Consider the following 16,457-nt stretch of genomic DNA (forward strand, 5'->3'; position numbering starts at 1 on the left):
CCGGTAGTAAGTCTGAACCGTCACACCGATTTGCCGAACGGCTTCCTGAACCGAGCTCCCTTGTCCTTGCAGCACCTCAACCTGTCGCAGCTTCAGCACGATGTCCTCGGGCTTCTCTCGTTTGCCTGACATCTCGTCGTCCTCCTGAAAACGGGATATTCCTATCCCAAAAGGTGGACCACTTCAGTGGGGGCACTCCACTTGAACGGTGCCGCCCGCCCATGCGCGGACCAGCGAGGATCAAAGCGCGCCTGTGCGACGCCGCGTGCCCGGGCCCACCGAGCCGCAATCATCTCCGCCCCGTACTTGCCACCCTTGTGGCAGAGGAAGATCTCCTGGTTGCGGTTCTGCTTAATCCGTTCGCAAACCTTGTCGAGCGTGTTGAAGATCACATCGACATCGGTCCAGTCGGTGGCGCCTGAGACGATCAGGGGCACCCCCTCGACTTTCGACTTCTCGGCAGTCTCGCGGTCGTGCTGCTCCAGGAGCTGCCGTGCCTCGAAGACCGCCCCGGTCTCTTTCGCCCGGACGCTTGCGCGCGAGCCGGCTGCCGGGATGTAGGCGTGGCCCGTCTCGATCTCGTAGCATTCCGCCGCTGCCTCGCTCATCACCTCGATGGCGCTGACAATCTCGCGCAGCTGCACAAAGCGCGCCTGCGCCTCTTCGAGCGCGGTCTCGGCGATCTCCGATCCGTCGTGGGATTTTGCCAGCGCGCCGATCTTGTCGGCGGTGCGGTCGACCTCCTTGCCAAGCGCCACCTTGCGGCGCTGCAGGATCGTCGCGAGCCCATGGGCCAGCGGTTCGATTTCGGCTTCAAGCCCGGTCCCGCGCAGCTGCCCGAGCAAAGCCTCGAAGCTTTCGCGGATGATGCGGTCGGTCAGGATGTGATCTTCCGGGATCGGCAGCTGCGCGTCCTTCTCGGTCAGTCCGAAAAGCTCGATGGTCTCGTAGGTGTTTGCTGTGTCGTAAGCCATGTCTGGTCTCCAGTATTCAGTTCCAAGGCCACCACGTGAGTGTGGGGCATGGCCGAATGCCTGGTTTCCGAATCTGCCCGGGTCATGGACGGCGCAGCCGCCGGCTTGCCGGGCGCAAAAGTTTTCCGAGCGCGGCATCCGACACATGCGCGCGCTCACGCAAGGGACCGCCCCATGCCACAGGCTACGCCCTCGCCGAAAAGTTTTGCGATCCTTGACGCGGGCTGATTTGGGGGCCATCCGGAGGATATGCTTCCGCACTCATGTGTGTGTGTTTTGACGGTAGGTTTGCCCGACCCGAGCAGGCAAACGGCCCGACCGGACGCGGAAGACGGATGAAGCGGCGGGATCGTTTTGCCCCGCAAAACAGACCAGAGCGCAATCCGGCGGAGCGGCCGGGGAGGGACGTGCTCGCGAGGCGGGCAAACCGGGATGCCAGGCGCGACGCCGCGGTGAGGCCGCATGGCCGAATGCGCGACGGACCGAAGGGCCGTTCTCCCCTGCGACACGCGAAGCCGAGCAAGGGAGGCCGAAAGGCTGTTGACGCATTTCTCGTGGTCGGCCTGCCAAGCTTGCCAGATATAGCACTACTTGGTAGTCTATTGGAGTACCAAGGAGTCCGCAATGAGCGTTCAAAAGCAATCCGTCAGCTTTACCGACACCGCCTACACCTTCGCAAGGGAACTGGTCGAAGCAGGCGAGTACCCCAATGTGAGTGCGGCTGTTTCGGGTGAATTGGCGAAGGCCAAGGCAGAACGTGACCGTGAGCGTACTTTGCTTGAAGCAGAACTGGAGCGCCGACTATCCCTGCCACTCGACCAATGGGAACCCGTCGGCGATGCCGCCGACGTCACTAAAGGCGCCCGGGCCCATCTTGCCGCGATGGCCAAAAAGACCTGATGCGATTTATTCGGCATCCGTTCTTCGAACGGGACCTTATCGGTATCGTTGATCATATTGTCGACGTGACTGACGGTGACCTTGCAGCGGCGAGCCGTCGACTAGATGAAATCGATGCCCTTATCCAGAACATTGCCGCAAACCCAAAATCTGGTGCTCGCCTCAGCGGCAAGTTGGACGGATGGCTGGTGCGCCATGGCGGCACCGGTCAGCGACTGACCATCGTATTCAAACCGGATGTGGACGCCGCACAGATATATCTCGCTCTTGTTGCGTTCGGCGGCCGGGATTGGATGAGACTGGCGTCAGCGAGACAGGTGTTCGCTGACCAACCTTAGAGCCGTGGAGCGGCGGGGAAATTGTAGACCGGACCTTCGCCGCGCTTGAGCTGAACGGATAAGATGCGGGACTTTGCCGACTTTGCCGTTGCGATTTTGAATGTCTGCTATCGCTGTCAGTGTTCCCTGCTACAGAGCTCATGATCGGCCAAAGCCGCGAGCACATAACAGTCTTCCGATACGCCGTGGCCATCGCAGCATTCAGAAATTCGGGTCAGTTCCTTCTCCAACAATTTCAGTCGTTTGATTTTGGCGCGCACATCTGCAAGCTGCGAAATGGCTATGTCTGTTGCTGCCTCGCAGGACCGGTCCGGGTGGTCCTGCAATTCGATGAGCGATGAGATCGCCTCTATTGAAAAGCCCAGATCGCGCGCATGGCGGATGAAACTCAGCCGTTCCAATCCTTTCTTGTCATAGCGTCTTTGATTGCCGCTTGTGCGCTCGGCCTCTGCCAATAGCCCCATCTGCTCGTAATAACGGATGGTTGGAACTTTGACCTTGGTGCGCTTTGAAAGCTCGCCGATAGAAAACATGAAGAAACCTCTTGAACCTCTAGTCACTAGAGCTTGTAGATAGGGTGGGACATAGACTCAAGAGGCCACCATGACCGACCAATACCTGTCCCCGACTCCCCTTCTGGATTTCGAAGCGACACGCATTCAGCGCCTGATCGCGGACCGTGGCTGGCTGTCGCTTTCACAAACCGACCGGATTGGCGCAGCGTATGACTTTGTCCGCAGCGAAATTCTGTTCGGATATAACTCCGATGATGCGTTGCCAGCATCCAGTGTGCTGGCTGACGGCTACGGGCAATGTAATACCAAGGGCACTTTGCTTATGGCGCTCTTGCGCGCCCTTGGTGTGCAGTGCCGCTTCCATGGTTTCACCATCGACAAACGGTTGCAGCGCGGGGTGGTGCCGGAGTTGGTCTACCCGCTCGCCCCCGCAAACATCATCCATTCGTGGGTCGAAATCCAACACGAAGGACAATGGCTCGAGCTGGAGGGCTTCATACTGGATGCGCCCGTTCTCGCGGCCCTGCAAAACGCCTTCCCACAGCGTCAATCCTTGTGCGCCTATGGTGCGGGCACGGATTGCCTGCAAAGTCCACAAGTAGAATGGCGCGGGGCCAGCACCTACATCCAAAAAACCGGTATTAACCACGACTTCGGCACTTTCGACGACCCCGATACATTTTATGCGACTCATCATCAGTTAACTGGCGTGAAAGGCCTTATCTACCGCCTGCTCATTCGCCACTGGATGAATCACCGCGTCAGGAAGATGCGGAGCGGTCATATGCCGAGCATTCCCGGTGGCGAGGCAAGCCTCGTTCCAACTCAATCAGACCTTGAAACGCAGGAGGTAATCTAATGGCCGGTTGCTGCGGACACGACGCCAAGTTTGACGGCGTATCAGACGATTACAAACGACGGCTCTGGATTGTCATTGCCCTCAACGCGACGATGTTTGCGGTTGAAATGACTGCGGGCCACTTGGCGAAGTCACAGGCGTTGCAAGCCGATGCTCTCGACTTCGCAGGCGATGCCATGACCTACGGTATCTCTCTGGCCGTCATCGGGGCGTCCCTTCGCGCCCGCACCAATGCTGCGTTGTTCAAGGGCTTCAGCCTCTTGTTGATGGGACTTTGGGTGTTCGGGTCGACCGTCTATCGTGTTTTCTATGTCGGGGTGCCAGCAGCCGAGATCATGGGGGCGGTCGGCTTTCTGGCGTTGCTCACCAACCTTGCCAGTGTGTTCCTATTGGTACGCTACAAGGATGGCGACGCCAATGTGCGGTCAGTCTGGCTCTGCTCGCGCAATGACGCCATCGGCAACGTCGCTGTCATGTTCGCGGCCTTGGGCGTCTGGGGCACGGCAACGGGTTGGCCTGATTTGATTGTCGCAACAGTCATGGCCGGGCTGTTCCTGTCGTCCGCATTCCAGATCGTGCGGCAGGCCCTCGCAGAACGACGGGAATTAACCGACCACAAACACGCGGAGGCATGATGCAAGGCTTTCTCATTATTCTGGGCCTAGTGGTTGCCGCCATGACTCTGGCAGCAATTTTATGGTCGATTGCCTTTCCTAAACGGCGGATATGGCCGCCACAACGCTACACGACACTCACGCCTTTCTTTGTCTGGGTGCCAACATTCACGCTGTTCGGGGTTCTCATCCTGCTTGGTGTCTGGGGTTGGGCTGATCTGGACATACCGAGTTGGTTGCGGTTTGGCGTCGGCCTGCCACTCATCCTGATCGGCAACATCATCGTGTGGATGGAAGTCTCACATTTTGGAGTACCGCAGACCGGTGGAGCCAAAGGCAGCCTGCGCACCGAGGGCATGTATCGCTACTCTCGGAACCCCCAGTACATGGCTGACATTGGCATCGTAAGTGGCTGGATGATCTTGTCAGCAGCGCCGTGGGCAATGGTTGTCGGGTTGGCTGGAATAGCAGTGCTTTTTGCCGCGCCGTTTGCCGAGGAACCTTGGCTTAAAGACCAATATGGCGACGCATTCGAAGACTACTCGGCGCGCGTGCGGCGGTTCCTCTGAGGTAGAGCCAAATTCTTCAAAGCGGACACTCGTGTATTGTGCAGCATCGGTCAAAATGGGCTCTTCGGTAGCATTAGCTGCGGGCGACACGAACGTCTGCAATGTAGGCCGGGTTCATTCAAACCACCAGCACAGAAAAAGGGGAACCGCGATCCCACGGTTCCCCTTTGGGTTCAGATGGTCTCCCCCCTCGCGTGCCAATTAGGCGACCAGCGAGAGCCCCGCGCCCGCGTCCTGCGGCTGCTCACCGCTGTCGATGAACGGGATGATCGAGAAGGTCTGCCCACCGCGCTGTTCTTCGTTTTGCACGGCGTTCACGCGCAGGTCGCCATCGGGCGTGTTGATCAGCAGCGACAGGTAGTCATTGCCCGTGCGGCTGCTTTTCGCCATCCAGGCCGAGCCGACGCGGATCGATGTGCCCCGGGGCGAGCTGACCTCGATGCGGTAATCGGGGTGGGTCTCCTCGGATTTGTAGCTGTTCTCGATCAGCATAAACTCCAGATCGAACATCATGTTGGCGATGTAGCCGGTGAAGGCGTTGTCGGCGTCCATGGCGGCGAGTTCGCCCGAGATCGAGCCGGATTTCATCAGGCCATTCGAGACCAGCGGGATGATCTCGAACTCGCCGCTCTGGGCTGCGCGCGCCTCTTTCGTCTGCACCGCGTTGACCCAGAACGGGCCGAGGCCGACATCGATCTGCATCGAGATGTAGGGGTTGCCGCTGGTATTGCCGGTCTCGTTCCAGGCCGTGCCGATGCGCACCTTGCGGCCTGATTTGTTGATCGCCGTCACGTCAAAATCCGGGCTGCGCGCGGACATCTTCGGGCGGGTTTCAAGTTGGATGGCGATATCGAAGCGCGTCGAGTGGATCATGCCGGTGTACTGTGCGGCTGCGGTCTCGACATTGCGGGTGAGGGTTCCTGCGAACATGGGATGGTTCCTTATGGATTGGCCAGTGTCTGACATCCTTGCCAGCGCATCCGGGATTGCTTTCTCGACCCCTTGAGGGATCACAAATCAGAAAGCCTGCTTTCCTTTCAGCACCGCCCACGGGTCAGAGCTGCCGTCCGAGTGGGAATGCCCCCTCGCCTCCGGGTGCTACGCCCCTCCCCTGCCCATCTGGTCTTGATTGGCTGCCCGGATTTTCTGCGGCGTCCTTCGATTGCACGATGAAGAACTCCGCCTCTTTGCCGTTCAACCGGTGCCCTTCCCCGTCGGTCAGGCCGATGCAGCTGCCGTTCGGCAGATAGGTGATGAGGTACTGACCGAGCCGGTCCTTGTGGACAACGTAGCCGGTATTGGCCCAATGCACGGTCTGCCCAGCGTCGACGGCGGACTTGATTTCATCGAGTGTCATGATCTTCCCCCCTTGCCTATTCTGCTGCAACTGAAGCGGCATCTGGTGCCTGCCCGACGATCCGGGCCAGAATGCGGCCCGTGTCGATCCCGTCCCCATGCGGCAGGAACACCCGCAACTGGAAGGCGATGATCTCCGTGAAACACCCCATGGCCTTGAGGCCATCAATCATGCCCCGATCCGCACCGCCAAGCTCGAGACGCATCTCGCCTGCGACCCGGCGACGGGTCAGGGTCAGACCCCGGCCCAGATCGACAGGTGCGGTGGTGCCGAGGGCGGCGGTCAACATCTCCTGCGGCGTTTGCGGATTGGAGACGAGGAAGCGGGCGCGCAGCGCGGCCGCCCCTTCCTCGCTCAGCGTGCGCCCGATCATGGCGGTCGCCCCATCGGGCGTGACCCGGTAGATGCGCTCATTGGTGGTCGGAATATCCTTCCAGATCGGCAGCAGCAGCCCGGTCAGCAGGTAGAGCTTGGTCGTGGTGGTTTTTGGCAGGGACGCAGCCTCGGCATCCCAAAGCTGGGTGAACTCGGGCCGCTCAATGTCTTCCCAAGCCGAGGACTCGAACCGCGCCTCTTCGAGATAACTCGACCCGTTTGGCCGCACCGCCTTGCGCATCAGCGTGACAATGTCCTCGTCATACAACTGCATCGGGCGCGCCGAGATAAGCGCCGCGCGACCGGAGGCGCGGTTGACCATCGGTAGCTTGTCCGGATTGCGCGACAGGGCGTCATCCGCCGACAGCACGTGGACCGGGTCCGTCACCTCAAGTCCGATGATCCGCGTCACCGCGCCGGATTTCGGGCAGGTCCAGAGATCCTCGGTGGAGACCTGTTCGATCTTTTCGCCACGCAGGGTTTCCACACCGAGATCGAGCGTGCCCGCCGCGCGCGCCCGCTCAGACTGATCGGCAATCCGCCTCATGAACTCAGCAAAGAGCGCGTTCTGCATGTGGATGGGCAGGGCAAGCACCCGGTTGAGAAACCGCTGGATCGGGGGAAGCTCTTCAAGGAGCACCCCGTCCTTGTCGATCAGCCGCAGGGCCGTCCAGTCGGTGAAGCTCTCGTAGCTCATCGCCTCAGCGCGCCCGGCGGCAAGATCGGCGAAATACCCACGCAGCGCCGCCCGCGCGATCGGGCTTTCGAGATTGTCCTCCTCGCGGAACATACCCTGCGAGCCGGTCTCGCGCTGACCCTTGGTCAAGGCCCCCAGCTGGTCGAGGCGCTTGGCTATAGTCGAGGTGAAACGCTTTTCGCCATGCACATCCGAGGTGCAGACCCGGAAGAAGGGCGCGCTGACTTGGGCAGAGCGATGCGTGCGGCCCAGCCCCTGGATGGCCGCATCGGCGCGCCAGCCGGGCTCCAACAGGTAGTGCCGCCGCCGTTTCTGGTTCTTCGCCGTTTGCGCCGCATGATAGGATCGGCCCGTGCCGCCTGCATCGGAGAAGATCAGGATATCCTTTTCGCCGTCCATAAAGGCTTGGGTCTCCGACGAATTGCTGCTGGCGGAGCGCTTCTCGATGAAGAGGTGGCCATCGTCCGCCTTCAGAGGTCGGATCGACCTTCCGGTCACTTCGGCCACGGCATCGTCGCCAAAGGCCCAGAGGATCTGATCGAGCGCCGAGGGGATCGGCGCCAGCGTCATCAACTCCATCATGGCCGCGTCACGCAAAGCGAGCGCCTCGCGCGAGACGACCAGCGCCCCGGTCTCATCCCGCAACGGTTCTGCCACCATATTGCCGTCGATCTCGACCAGCTTTTGCGCATGGATCGGGAAAGCCTGTTCGAGGTAGCCGAGAACATAGTCGCGCGGCGTCAAGGCGCCCTCAACGAGGTCGTCCTCCGGATCCATTGTCTCAAGTCGGCGTTTCAGCAGGCTCTCACCCGTCGAGACCACCTGGATGACGCAAGCCTTGCCCGCCGCCAGATCGTCCTTGACTGCGCGGATGATGGTCGGGGCTTTCATGCCCATCAAGAGATGGTTGAAGAAGCGCTGTTTCGTGCTCTCGAAGCGGGACTTGGCCGAGGCGCGTGCGGCCGAGGCATTAGTCTCTCCCGAGGCGTCGTTGACGCCGGTCGCTGTCAGCGCGGCCTCGAGATTGTGATGGATCGTCCGAAACGAAGTCGCGTATGCGTCGTAGATCTCGATCTGGGCCGGAGTGAGCGCGTGTTCGAGCACGTCATACTCCACGCCGTCGAATCTGAGGGCGCGGGCCGTGTAGAGCCCGAGCGTCTTGAGATCGCGGGCGACCACCTCCATGGCGGCAACGCCGCCGGCTTCCATCGCCGACACAAAGCTCTCGCGGCTCGGGAAGGGATATTCGGGGCCCTGCCCCCAGAGCCCCAGCCGCGCGGCATAGGCGAGGTTGTGCACGCTCGTGGCGCCCGTGGCTGAGATGTAGAAGACGCGAGCGCGGGGTGCTGCCAGTTGCATCCGCAGGCCAGCAAGGCCCTGCTGGGAGGGTTTGACCCCCCTGCCCTGCTCAGACCCTGCCGCGTTCTGCATGGCATGGGCCTCATCAAAAGCGAGGACGCCTTCGAAGTCTTCACCCATCCAGTCGAGGATCTGGCTCAGCCGTGTGGTGCCGCATTTGCCCGCGGACCGCAGCGTGGCGTAGGTGACGAAGAGGATTCCGTCGCCCATCGGGACGGGCTGGTCCGGTTTCCATTTGGAGAGCGGCTGGATGTCAGCTGGCGAGCCGCCGAGATCGGTCCAGTCGCGGATCGCGTCCTCGATAAGCGTGGCGGATTTGGAGACCCAGATCGCCTTCCTACGCCCGGAAAGCCAGTTGACAAGGATAAGACCCGCGCACTCGCGACCCTTGCCGCAGCCGGTGCCGTCGCCGAGGAAATAGCCGAGGCGATAGGCACGTGCGTCTGGATCATCATCGGCGCGCGTCAGCTTGGTCTGGTCGTCATCGATGGTAAACCGACCGGGCAGGTCGCGCCCATGGGCATCATGCGCCATGATGATGGTTTCCAGCTGCGCCTCGGAGAGATGTCCCTCCTCGATCAGCCTGGCGGGCAGGCGCAATTCCGCATTTGCCGTGTTTGAGGGCACCGGCGGCGCGACCGAGGCCATGGCGATGCTCTCGACGAGCGGGGTGGGATGTCCCTGCGCACCCGCGATCTCGATCCGCTGCGGACGGTAGCGCGCGTAGATGTCCGAGATGGGCGTGTTGTCGCGCGGGATATCAAGGCTCGTGAAAGTTAGCGGGACAACGGCATTGGCCCGAGGTTTGGAGGCGGCGACAGGCGCAGCGCGGCGGTTGCGCGGAGCAGAGGATGGAACGGTCGGCCGAGCATGAGGGATCGCCGCTGCCTGTTGTACGGGGCGCATCTCGGGCCGGGTAGCGGCCACAGCATCGACATATGCCAAGGCTTCATCCAGATCCCGCACAGGGACGCGGATCATTTCGCCGTCCTCCTGCACCTTGTCGAAGACCATCAGCTGGGTTTCGACAGAGGTGCCGAGCTTGCGGTAGACCTGCCCCGGCATCGTCAACGCCAGTCGCGGCGTCAGGAGACCGAAGGCGCGGGACCAATGCGCGGCATCACGGTCGGGCGTGAATCCCGGCGGCATGATCGCCACCAGCCGCCCACCGGGCGCGAGACGCTTTGCAGCCGCGATAAGATGTTTGGCGGCGATGTGCTTGTCCCGGGAGCGGTCGACCGAGGAGGCGAAGGGCGGATTCATCACCACGACGTCGGGTAGAACCGGCGTTTGCAGCAGATCGTCGATATGCTCGCCGTCATGGCCCGTCACCTCGCCGCCGAAGAGGGCCCGCAGGAGGCGCTGGCGAAAGGGGTCGATGTCGTTGAGCAAAAGCGTGGCACCGGCCCGGACGGCGAAAGCAGCCAGAGCACCAGTGCCAGCCGAGGGCTCCAGCACGGTCTCGCCCTTGCGGATCGCCGCAGCCCGCAAGACCAGCGCCGCAAATGGCAACGGCGTGGAAAACTGCTGCAGCCGGATCTGCTGTTCCGACCGGCGGGTTTCCGTCAGGAGCCGTGAGGCAAGCAGCTTTGCAGCGGCGATGTCACCTGCTGCACCGTCCCCACGTAGCAGCACTCGGACGGCAGCGGCTTGCATCAGGTCATAGGCCATACGCCAGTCCCAGGCACCGCCGGCATCGCTGCCGTGAAACGTCTCGCGCATGATGCGCGCGAGCACTGAGCTGCGCAGGGGTTGGTGGTCGACCTCCGCGCCGATTTGCGCGATGGCAGAGGCGAGGTCAGGGTGGGAGATTGAGAGAGCCGGGTTTGCCGATTTGGGCTTGGACATGGGGATTTTCCTTTGGATCAGGGTCTGAGTTCCAAAGGACAAAAAGCCCTCTTTCGCTTTTCGGGATGATGAGCTCAGACCAAGAGGCATCCAATCTACGGCCGGCCAATCAAACGGTTTTTCGGAGTTGGATTAGAAAACTGAAAAACCCGCCGCAATGCGACGGGCTTTTGCTTTCTTTGTGCAATGAGGGGAGGCATAGTGCCCGCAATCTCAAAGCTCACGCTCTATATGGCACCGAAAGTCTTTACTGTCAATGTATCCACCGTTCACGGCTGATGAAGAACACCACCTTCCGAACGTCCTATCCGCACCTAGGTTTGCGACCTATCTGCGCGAAACCGGCAATGATAGGACGCGAGCTCTCCACCTATACCACTGGAATCTTCAAGTATCAGCCGCGTTCATGGTTCCACTCCATGTTTTGGAAGTTGCGCTGCGAAACGCGATCGTGGAAGCAATCGAAGCTGTCCATGGAGGAACATGGCCTTGGACACAAGGCTTCATCCGTTCGTTACCGAACCCGCGCGGTCCGGCATACAGCCCCAAACGAGACCTCGAAGGTTGCGCAGCACAGCAACCCACTGCCGGAAAGGTCGTCGCCGAACTGAAGTTCGTGTTTTGGGAGAAGATGCTGACAAACAGGCACCAAGGCAGACTGTGGGACGATCATTTCTACGCAGTGTTTCCGGACGCGCCTCGTGGTGTCGCTGCCAGCCAGCGCCGATCTGAATTAAGGTCTGACATTGAAGCCGTGAGGAGGCTCCGCAACAGAATCGCACACCATGAGCCTGTTTTTCCGCGCGCCCTTCAGGATGATTTTGATCGGATCATCCGCTGCATAAGATGGCGCAACGAAACGACCAGCAACTGGGTGCTGAAAATCGAGACGGTGCGCGCACTACTCGCAGTGCGCCCCTAAGCGTCCCGCCCCGCTAGGAATTCCGCCAGCACAGGACTGGCCGCGCCCTTTGCGGAGCTGAGCAGCTCTGAGCCCGCAAGCGAGGCCTTCGACAGGCGTACGAGCCCACCGGTTTCCTCGATGCGGTAGCAGCGGCGTTTTTGCCGCCCCCGCTTGTAGTACGTCGCGGTGACAATCTGGCAGGTGCTGCCATCGGTGAGCGTCACAGGGGCCGCGAGCCTGATCTTGTCGCCTTCCTCGTAGTCCGGGATCGACGCCCAATCCCGGCAGCGCTGACGCCAGTCCTGGGCGTAGCTGCCTTCGTCTTTCAGGTCGGAGAGGCGCTCGATCAACCCAAGGGGGGCACGCGACTCGTTCGGGCCAGCGCTTTCCTCCATATCCTTGTAGCCCCAGCAGCCGTCATCATATCGGGTAAGGAATACGGCGGCGAAAGTGATGGAGCCATCCGCATCGGTGACATAGGTCGCGTCTTCGACAGCGGTGCCGTCGAGATTGGTGACCCTTGCCGCCGCGTACCAAGTCGAACCCACCTTGCAGGCTTTGACCAGTTCCGTCTTGCGCCTTTCGCCCTCGAAGGTGCACAGCCGAGCAATCTCCGCTTTCTCATCCGCGTAGGTCTGGACGCGGCCGTCGGTGTAGAAAAGCCATCCCATTATGCCGCCCTCCGGTCATCGATTTCCATCAGCGCATCCAGCGGCACGCGGTAGGGCTGCATTGCGTCGAAATCCTCGCAATTGCCGCAGTTCTGCACGATCGCGAAGGTGTCGCAGGCATCCTTGAGGATGACCCGGAAGGTGCCGCCGAGGCCCGAGGGCACCTCGTAGGTCCCGCCGATGAGATAATCCGAGGCCCGGCGCACAAAGACGCGGATACTGTGACCATCGGTGGCGAGCCGGATCGCCCCCTGCCCCCGGTCGATGAGCACCTGCACATCGTCTAGAATGTCCGTGTAGAACTGGCCGGTCAGATCGCGAAACGCCATGCGGCGCTGCGCCATCCAGTCGGTATCCCGAAACGGGTTCATGCCGTCGGCGAAGGCGAAGGAGGGATCGGCCTGTTCGGTGGTGACGATACGGGTGGTCGTGCCATCGATGCCGTTTGAGCGCAGATGTACACCATTGCCGACGATGAGGATCAGGGCGGGCCTGTCCACGGGCCCGTTCCAGTTGGGCAGGAAGGTTTTGCAGGCGCGCGCATGTGCGATTTGCGCCGCAACAGCTGAGGCAGAGAACTTGAGAATAGCCATAGGGATGTCTTTCCGTTGGGTGTGGGAGGGTCGACCCGCGCGAGGAATGCCTCGCGCGGGTCGCATGATGGCTCAGGCCGCTTGCGCGACCTCGCTGTCAGGCTCGGGGGTTTCCGCAGCGGGCTCCGCCTCATCAAAGGCGATACCGGCGGTCTGCATCATCGGCGGGCACCAGGCGGCCACGGCAGCGCGCTGCGCGTCCGTGAGCGTGGCGAAGGGCTCGGCGAAGAGCTTGTCGCAGAAGGCCACGATCTCCTTCTTGCTCGACGAGGCCAGCGTCACAGCCTCCTGGGCCAGACCCAGATCCTCGCCGAGGATCTTCAGGAGCCAGGCCTTCTTGAAGCGGTTGAAGAGGGCCGCATTCGGCGTCCAGTGGGCGCGAATGTCGGGCATGATCTCGATCTCGAACGCATGCATCAGGCTGTCGCGCTGGCGGTCCCGCGCGAAGCAGGACTGCGTGGTGCTGGCCGTGGCATAGGCCACGAGCTTGGCCTTCTCGCCGGCCTCCAGCGCGCGAAACGCCGCGAACTGATCGGCGGGCGCGCGGGTGTCATCGAGCCAGGAGAGATCAAGCGCATCATGCGCCGCCGCCACCTGCTCGAGCGAGGTCTCGTCGATCTCGTCCATCTTGGCATGGCTGCGGTATTCCTTGCGGGCATCGATCTTGATCGCCTGCGTGACACTCATGCCGCTGGCCAGAACGTCACTGATCAGCTTGAAGAGCGTCAGATCGAGCGTGGCTTCCGGATGCAGCGCCATCGCGGCCCCAAGCGCCATGGCTCGCTCGGTCTTGAGGTCCTCAGCCAGTGAGGCTGGATAGGTGATTTCGCCGGCGTCTGGGGCCTCCTCCCCGGTCGGGCTAGCCGAGGAGCCGCGCGCGCCCTCCTTTTTGACGGTGTCTTCCGGGCGGACGAGGCCAACATGGAGGGTCACCTGCCCGCCCGACCAGGACGCGATTACCCCAGACCGCGCGAGGTCCTCGGCGCTGTAGGCCTCCTGCAGGTCGCGGGCTTCCTCTTCCAAGGCGTCCACGCGCTCGTAAAGCGCGTTGTAGGCACCGTCCTTGAGCCCCTCATCCTCCATCTCGAGCTGCAGTTTCTCGAGTTCGGCGGTGATCTCATCGATGCGCTTTTGCGCAGCCTCATCAGGCTCGATCGGGCCGGGATAAACGCGGCCGTAGTCGGCCATGGTCGCGTAATCATAGCGGACCATCGCATCGGCCCAGGCAAAGCCCAGCTTTATGCGGGCCTCTTCGGCGGCGGCACCGAGCTTCTCGAGCAGGATGGTTTCGACCAGCGCTGCATCCTCCAGCACGGAATGCTCTTCCAGAAGGTCAGCCGCGACGGCGCCGCCGCGGGCCTCGTAGTCCGCGCGCACGAAAGCCCCGATATCATCGCTGACCTGCACACCGCGGGATTTGAGCGCCTGACGGACCGTGTAGGCCTGCAGATAGCCGCCGTCTTTTGTGAGCGCCTCGAAGACCTCGCGCTGCGCCTCCTGGCTCGGGTGCTCGGCGAAGGCTTTCATCGTGTCGAGCGTGATCACCTTGCCCCGGGCCGCGGCGCGGATGTCGGGGTGGATAAGGCCATAGCGCAACCGGCCTTTCACGGCCGCCACCGTGGCGCCGAAGGTCTTTGCGATCGTCTCGGGCGTCTGGCCGTCGACCTCCATCATCCGGGCGAAGGCCTCGAACTCGTCGATGGCATTCATCGGTGCCTGGGTGATGTTCTCGGCGAGCGACAGCGCCGTGGTGACGTCGCACTCCTCAGGGACAAGGCGGCAGTCGACCTTGGTTTTCGCCGTGAATCCCTTGCTGGCCTTGTCAGCGATCAGCTCCTTCAGGGCTGCATGGCGCCGGCCACCGGCGAGGACAGCATATTTGCCGTCAAGCTTCTGAACCAGAAGCGGCTGGAGCAGGCCCAGCACAGCGATACTGGCCTTCAGATGGGCGATGTTTTCGGGGTCATAGGTTTCCGGCGCGTTGCTGCGCACATTGGCGGGATGCGGGACGAGATCGCCGATAGCGACGGTAAGGGGAGCAAAGCTTGTGGTCATGGGATATCCTTCCAGGAGGGTGAGGTGTGGCCCGCGCGCTCACGCGCGTGACCAATCCCCGGCTTCAGGGATCACCACGACAAAAGGCCCACTTTCCCTTTGAGGAGTCAGCGGGCCTTCATCGTCTCAGATGTAAGGGTGAGGAGTCCCCTGCCCTACCAGTCGCGCGCCAGCATGATGGTCAGCACGCGCATGGTGGTGGCAGGATTGTCCGGGGTCTCAGCGCCGTAGCGGAAATCCGAATCTGCCTCATAGAGATCGATCTTCCAGAACACGGTCTCGCCCCGGATCTCGACCGCCCCGAAATCGTGCCAGCCCTCGGGATCATTCTCAGGCTCGAATGTATCGAACGCACCGGTCGCCTTCACCGCCTCGGCCATGAAGCCGTCACCGGCCTCCATAAGCGAGCGGGTGACATGCATCCGGCCCTGGATGGGCTGCGCGGGCGGCACGCCAAGGCACGCGAGCTTGCGAAACGCGTCGTTCTGCGCCGCGATCACGGTCGGATCCGGATGGTCTGGCAGGGGTTGAACGGTCATGGACATGGGGATCTCCTTTGAGAGGTTTGAAACACCCTTCTCAAAGCCCGCTTTTTCTTTTCTGCTTGTCGGAGGGACCGAAGCAGAAGGTGCCCTACCCGAACAGCCCCTTGGGTCTGTAATTCGGGTTGGGGATGGTTTCGATCCAGCCGCCTTGTTCTTTGATGCTCTCGAGCGCTGCCGAGAACGGATAAGCGCCCTCGGACTGGCTCCACCAATAGGCACCGCGCTTGAAGGTGATGATCTTGCGGCGGCCGTCTTTGAAGCTGGCCACCCGCAGCGTCTTGGGTTCCTTGCGTGACATGGGCGTCTCCGTTCTCCGTGTGGTCAGGCGGCCTCGGCACTGCGCCCTGCCCTGCCCACCTCCGATCTGGCGATAAGGTAGTCGCAGGCGCGCTGCGCGTCAGCGGCGTGCTTGAAGATGGCGCCCTTGTCCGACCGCAGAACGCGTAGCCAGTTGTAGAGGTAGGCGGCATTCGTCTCGAGCGTATGGGCTGTGAAGCCGAGCGTCTGACCCAAAAAGACCGAGGTCAGTTCGGCGACGATCTCCTCGCGCGCATAGGACGTGTTGCCAAACTTCGAAAACCCGAAATCACGGTTCAATCGATGGGGGGCTTTCGTGGCATGGGCGAGCTCATGGGCCCAGACCCCGTAGAAATTCCGCGGGTTCTCGAACCGCGCGATCGACGGCATGAAGACCTTGTCCACGGGCGGCAAATAGTACGCCTCCGTGCCCGTGAAGACGGTCGTGATGTCGATGGCATCGAAAAACGCCTGCATGTGCGGGATTGGCTCGGACCGCGGATGCTTGGGCACGGGCTCCGGGTCCGGAAAGAAGCTGTCGGGCAAGCCCTCGATCTGGCAGGCATTGAACACGCGGTAGGATTTCTGGAAGCGGAATATACGGGCTTCCTCGGAGTGATCATCCCCGTCGCTGCGGTCATGCTCATATGCGCCCGCGTCTTTCCGGCTTTGACCGTAATAAACGACGACAGAGGACTTCTCGCCCTTGCGGACCTTTGCGTCCAACGCATTGGCTTGCGGCAGCGTCATCCAGAAGGGAGAGCTGTGGCCCGCCATCACGGTCCGCATCGTCAGCAGGAAGTTGTTCACCCCTTGGTAGGGTTCTCCGCCCACGCGCAGGGGACGAGAGCTGCCACCTGCGGTCCATTGCTTGCGCCACGGCAACACGCCGCGCTCGATGATGCGGATGATTTCGTTTGTGATGACCTCGGAGGCATCGAATTTGGGCGTGCGGGATCGGGCCATGGCTGGCCTCCTTTCGAGTGT

At 61.7% G+C, this 16,457-nt stretch carries 16 protein-coding genes and 2 pseudogenes; 6 read left to right on the forward strand and 12 right to left on the reverse strand.

Translation table 11 applies throughout. From position 1 onward, the window contains the following. Positions 1-132: pseudogene (locus tag CLV89_RS22980) on the reverse strand (IS3 family transposase); the annotation flags it as partial. A gap of 68 nt (positions 133-200) precedes the next feature. Then, positions 201-974: pseudogene (locus tag CLV89_RS19735) on the reverse strand (DUF2493 domain-containing protein); the annotation flags it as partial. A 624-nt stretch (positions 975-1,598) separates the two neighbouring features. On the opposite strand from CLV89_RS19735, the gene CLV89_RS19740 reads away from it, so the two are divergent. Then, a complete protein-coding gene (locus tag CLV89_RS19740) occupies positions 1,599-1,874 on the forward strand; it encodes a hypothetical protein (protein ID WP_106165373.1) in 276 nt (91 codons plus the stop codon). Then, a complete protein-coding gene (locus CLV89_RS19745; RefSeq protein ID WP_106165374.1) occupies positions 1,874-2,212 on the forward strand; it encodes a hypothetical protein in 339 nt (112 codons plus the stop codon). The genes CLV89_RS19740 and CLV89_RS19745 overlap by 1 nt, the downstream gene beginning before the upstream one ends. Positions 2,213-2,328: 116 nt before the next feature. Here the strand turns inward: CLV89_RS19745 and CLV89_RS19750 are convergent, their stop codons facing one another. Continuing rightward, positions 2,329-2,745 (reverse strand): MerR family transcriptional regulator, encoded by a 417-nt coding sequence (locus tag CLV89_RS19750; protein ID WP_106165375.1) that lies wholly within the window; start codon positions 2,743-2,745, stop codon positions 2,329-2,331. A gap of 70 nt (positions 2,746-2,815) precedes the next feature. Between CLV89_RS19750 and CLV89_RS19755 the strand changes: the two genes are divergently transcribed. From CLV89_RS19755 to CLV89_RS19765, 3 genes are read left to right on the forward strand one after another with little or no spacing between them, the layout of a single operon-like run. Beyond that, the gene (locus CLV89_RS19755) at positions 2,816-3,586 is read left to right on the forward strand and encodes a transglutaminase-like domain-containing protein (protein WP_106165376.1); all 771 of its coding nucleotides are present in this window, start codon (positions 2,816-2,818) and stop codon (positions 3,584-3,586) included. Continuing rightward, positions 3,586-4,221, forward strand: coding sequence for a cation efflux transmembrane domain-containing protein (locus CLV89_RS19760; protein WP_106165377.1), 636 nt, complete (start codon positions 3,586-3,588; stop codon positions 4,219-4,221). The genes CLV89_RS19755 and CLV89_RS19760 overlap by 1 nt, the downstream gene beginning before the upstream one ends. Beyond that, positions 4,218-4,769 (forward strand): methyltransferase family protein, encoded by a 552-nt coding sequence (locus CLV89_RS19765; RefSeq protein ID WP_106165378.1) that lies wholly within the window; start codon positions 4,218-4,220, stop codon positions 4,767-4,769. Before CLV89_RS19760 ends, CLV89_RS19765 begins: the two co-directional genes overlap by 4 nt. A gap of 201 nt (positions 4,770-4,970) precedes the next feature. Here CLV89_RS19765 and CLV89_RS19770 read toward each other — a convergent pair whose 3' ends face one another. The 3 genes from CLV89_RS19770 to CLV89_RS19780 all read right to left on the reverse strand — a co-directional run bounded on the left by CLV89_RS19770 (position 4,971) and on the right by CLV89_RS19780 (position 10,405). Beyond that, complete coding sequence (locus CLV89_RS19770) at positions 4,971-5,699, reverse strand: DUF736 family protein (protein WP_106165379.1); 729 nt, start codon at positions 5,697-5,699, stop codon at positions 4,971-4,973. A 124-nt stretch (positions 5,700-5,823) separates the two neighbouring features. Continuing rightward, positions 5,824-6,126 (reverse strand): hypothetical protein, encoded by a 303-nt coding sequence (locus tag CLV89_RS19775; protein WP_106165407.1) that lies wholly within the window; start codon positions 6,124-6,126, stop codon positions 5,824-5,826. 16 nt (positions 6,127-6,142) lie between these two features. After that, entirely contained in the window at positions 6,143-10,405 is a 4,263-nt protein-coding gene (locus CLV89_RS19780) for a bifunctional class I SAM-dependent methyltransferase/DEAD/DEAH box helicase (protein WP_106165380.1), read from the reverse strand. Positions 10,406-10,811: 406 nt separating this feature from the next. On the opposite strand from CLV89_RS19780, the gene CLV89_RS19785 reads away from it, so the two are divergent. Continuing rightward, positions 10,812-11,327 carry a hypothetical protein gene (locus CLV89_RS19785; protein ID WP_243395094.1) on the forward strand — a complete coding sequence of 172 codons (516 nt, stop codon included), beginning with the start codon at positions 10,812-10,814 and terminating at the stop codon, positions 11,325-11,327. Here the strand turns inward: CLV89_RS19785 and CLV89_RS19790 are convergent. From CLV89_RS19790 to CLV89_RS19815, 6 genes are all read right to left on the reverse strand, one after another. Beyond that, entirely contained in the window at positions 11,324-11,980 is a 657-nt protein-coding gene (locus CLV89_RS19790) for a DUF6927 domain-containing protein (protein WP_106165382.1), read from the reverse strand. The genes CLV89_RS19785 and CLV89_RS19790 overlap by 4 nt on opposite strands. Beyond that, positions 11,980-12,573 (reverse strand): hypothetical protein, encoded by a 594-nt coding sequence (locus tag CLV89_RS19795; RefSeq protein WP_009503761.1) that lies wholly within the window; start codon positions 12,571-12,573, stop codon positions 11,980-11,982. Before CLV89_RS19795 ends, CLV89_RS19790 begins: the two co-directional genes overlap by 1 nt. A 72-nt stretch (positions 12,574-12,645) precedes the next feature. Then, entirely contained in the window at positions 12,646-14,628 is a 1,983-nt protein-coding gene (locus CLV89_RS19800; RefSeq protein ID WP_106165383.1) for a ParB/RepB/Spo0J family partition protein, read from the reverse strand. A gap of 155 nt (positions 14,629-14,783) precedes the next feature. Then, positions 14,784-15,173 carry a DUF3768 domain-containing protein gene (locus CLV89_RS19805; protein WP_106165384.1) on the reverse strand — a complete coding sequence of 130 codons (390 nt, stop codon included), beginning with the start codon at positions 15,171-15,173 and terminating at the stop codon, positions 14,784-14,786. Positions 15,174-15,261: 88 nt separating this feature from the next. Next, complete coding sequence (locus CLV89_RS19810; protein ID WP_106165385.1) at positions 15,262-15,471, reverse strand: DUF6330 family protein; 210 nt, start codon at positions 15,469-15,471, stop codon at positions 15,262-15,264. A 23-nt stretch (positions 15,472-15,494) separates the two neighbouring features. Beyond that, positions 15,495-16,436 carry an ArdC family protein gene (locus CLV89_RS19815; protein ID WP_106165386.1) on the reverse strand — a complete coding sequence of 314 codons (942 nt, stop codon included), beginning with the start codon at positions 16,434-16,436 and terminating at the stop codon, positions 15,495-15,497. Positions 16,437-16,457 lie beyond the last annotated feature (21 nt).

Origin of the sequence: Tritonibacter scottomollicae (assembly GCF_003003215.1) — a bacterium.
Classification (GTDB): Bacteria; Pseudomonadota; Alphaproteobacteria; order Rhodobacterales; family Rhodobacteraceae; genus Epibacterium; species Epibacterium scottomollicae.

What these genes read in the sequence shown, in the direction of transcription:
- CLV89_RS19740 (WP_106165373.1), top strand. Translation starts at nt 1,599, where the DNA reads ATGAGCGTTCAAAAGCAATCCGTCAGCTTTACCGACACCGCCTACACC.
- CLV89_RS19805 (WP_106165384.1), bottom strand. Translation starts at nt 15,173, where the DNA reads ATGTCCATGACCGTTCAACCCCTGCCAGACCATCCGGATCCGACCGTG.
- CLV89_RS19780 (WP_106165380.1), bottom strand. Translation starts at nt 10,405, where the DNA reads ATGTCCAAGCCCAAATCGGCAAACCCGGCTCTCTCAATCTCCCACCCT.
- CLV89_RS19755 (WP_106165376.1), top strand. Translation starts at nt 2,816, where the DNA reads ATGACCGACCAATACCTGTCCCCGACTCCCCTTCTGGATTTCGAAGCG.
- CLV89_RS19795 (WP_009503761.1), bottom strand. Translation starts at nt 12,573, where the DNA reads ATGGCTATTCTCAAGTTCTCTGCCTCAGCTGTTGCGGCGCAAATCGCA.
- CLV89_RS19810 (WP_106165385.1), bottom strand. Translation starts at nt 15,471, where the DNA reads ATGTCACGCAAGGAACCCAAGACGCTGCGGGTGGCCAGCTTCAAAGAC.
- CLV89_RS19800 (WP_106165383.1), bottom strand. Translation starts at nt 14,628, where the DNA reads ATGACCACAAGCTTTGCTCCCCTTACCGTCGCTATCGGCGATCTCGTC.
- CLV89_RS19775 (WP_106165407.1), bottom strand. Translation starts at nt 6,126, where the DNA reads ATGACACTCGATGAAATCAAGTCCGCCGTCGACGCTGGGCAGACCGTG.
- CLV89_RS19750 (WP_106165375.1), bottom strand. Translation starts at nt 2,745, where the DNA reads ATGTTTTCTATCGGCGAGCTTTCAAAGCGCACCAAGGTCAAAGTTCCA.
- CLV89_RS19790 (WP_106165382.1), bottom strand. Translation starts at nt 11,980, where the DNA reads ATGGGATGGCTTTTCTACACCGACGGCCGCGTCCAGACCTACGCGGAT.
- CLV89_RS19785 (WP_243395094.1), top strand. Translation starts at nt 10,812, where the DNA reads ATGGTTCCACTCCATGTTTTGGAAGTTGCGCTGCGAAACGCGATCGTG.
- CLV89_RS19760 (WP_106165377.1), top strand. Translation starts at nt 3,586, where the DNA reads ATGGCCGGTTGCTGCGGACACGACGCCAAGTTTGACGGCGTATCAGAC.
- CLV89_RS19745 (WP_106165374.1), top strand. Translation starts at nt 1,874, where the DNA reads ATGCGATTTATTCGGCATCCGTTCTTCGAACGGGACCTTATCGGTATC.
- CLV89_RS19815 (WP_106165386.1), bottom strand. Translation starts at nt 16,436, where the DNA reads ATGGCCCGATCCCGCACGCCCAAATTCGATGCCTCCGAGGTCATCACA.
- CLV89_RS19770 (WP_106165379.1), bottom strand. Translation starts at nt 5,699, where the DNA reads ATGTTCGCAGGAACCCTCACCCGCAATGTCGAGACCGCAGCCGCACAG.
- CLV89_RS19765 (WP_106165378.1), top strand. Translation starts at nt 4,218, where the DNA reads ATGATGCAAGGCTTTCTCATTATTCTGGGCCTAGTGGTTGCCGCCATG.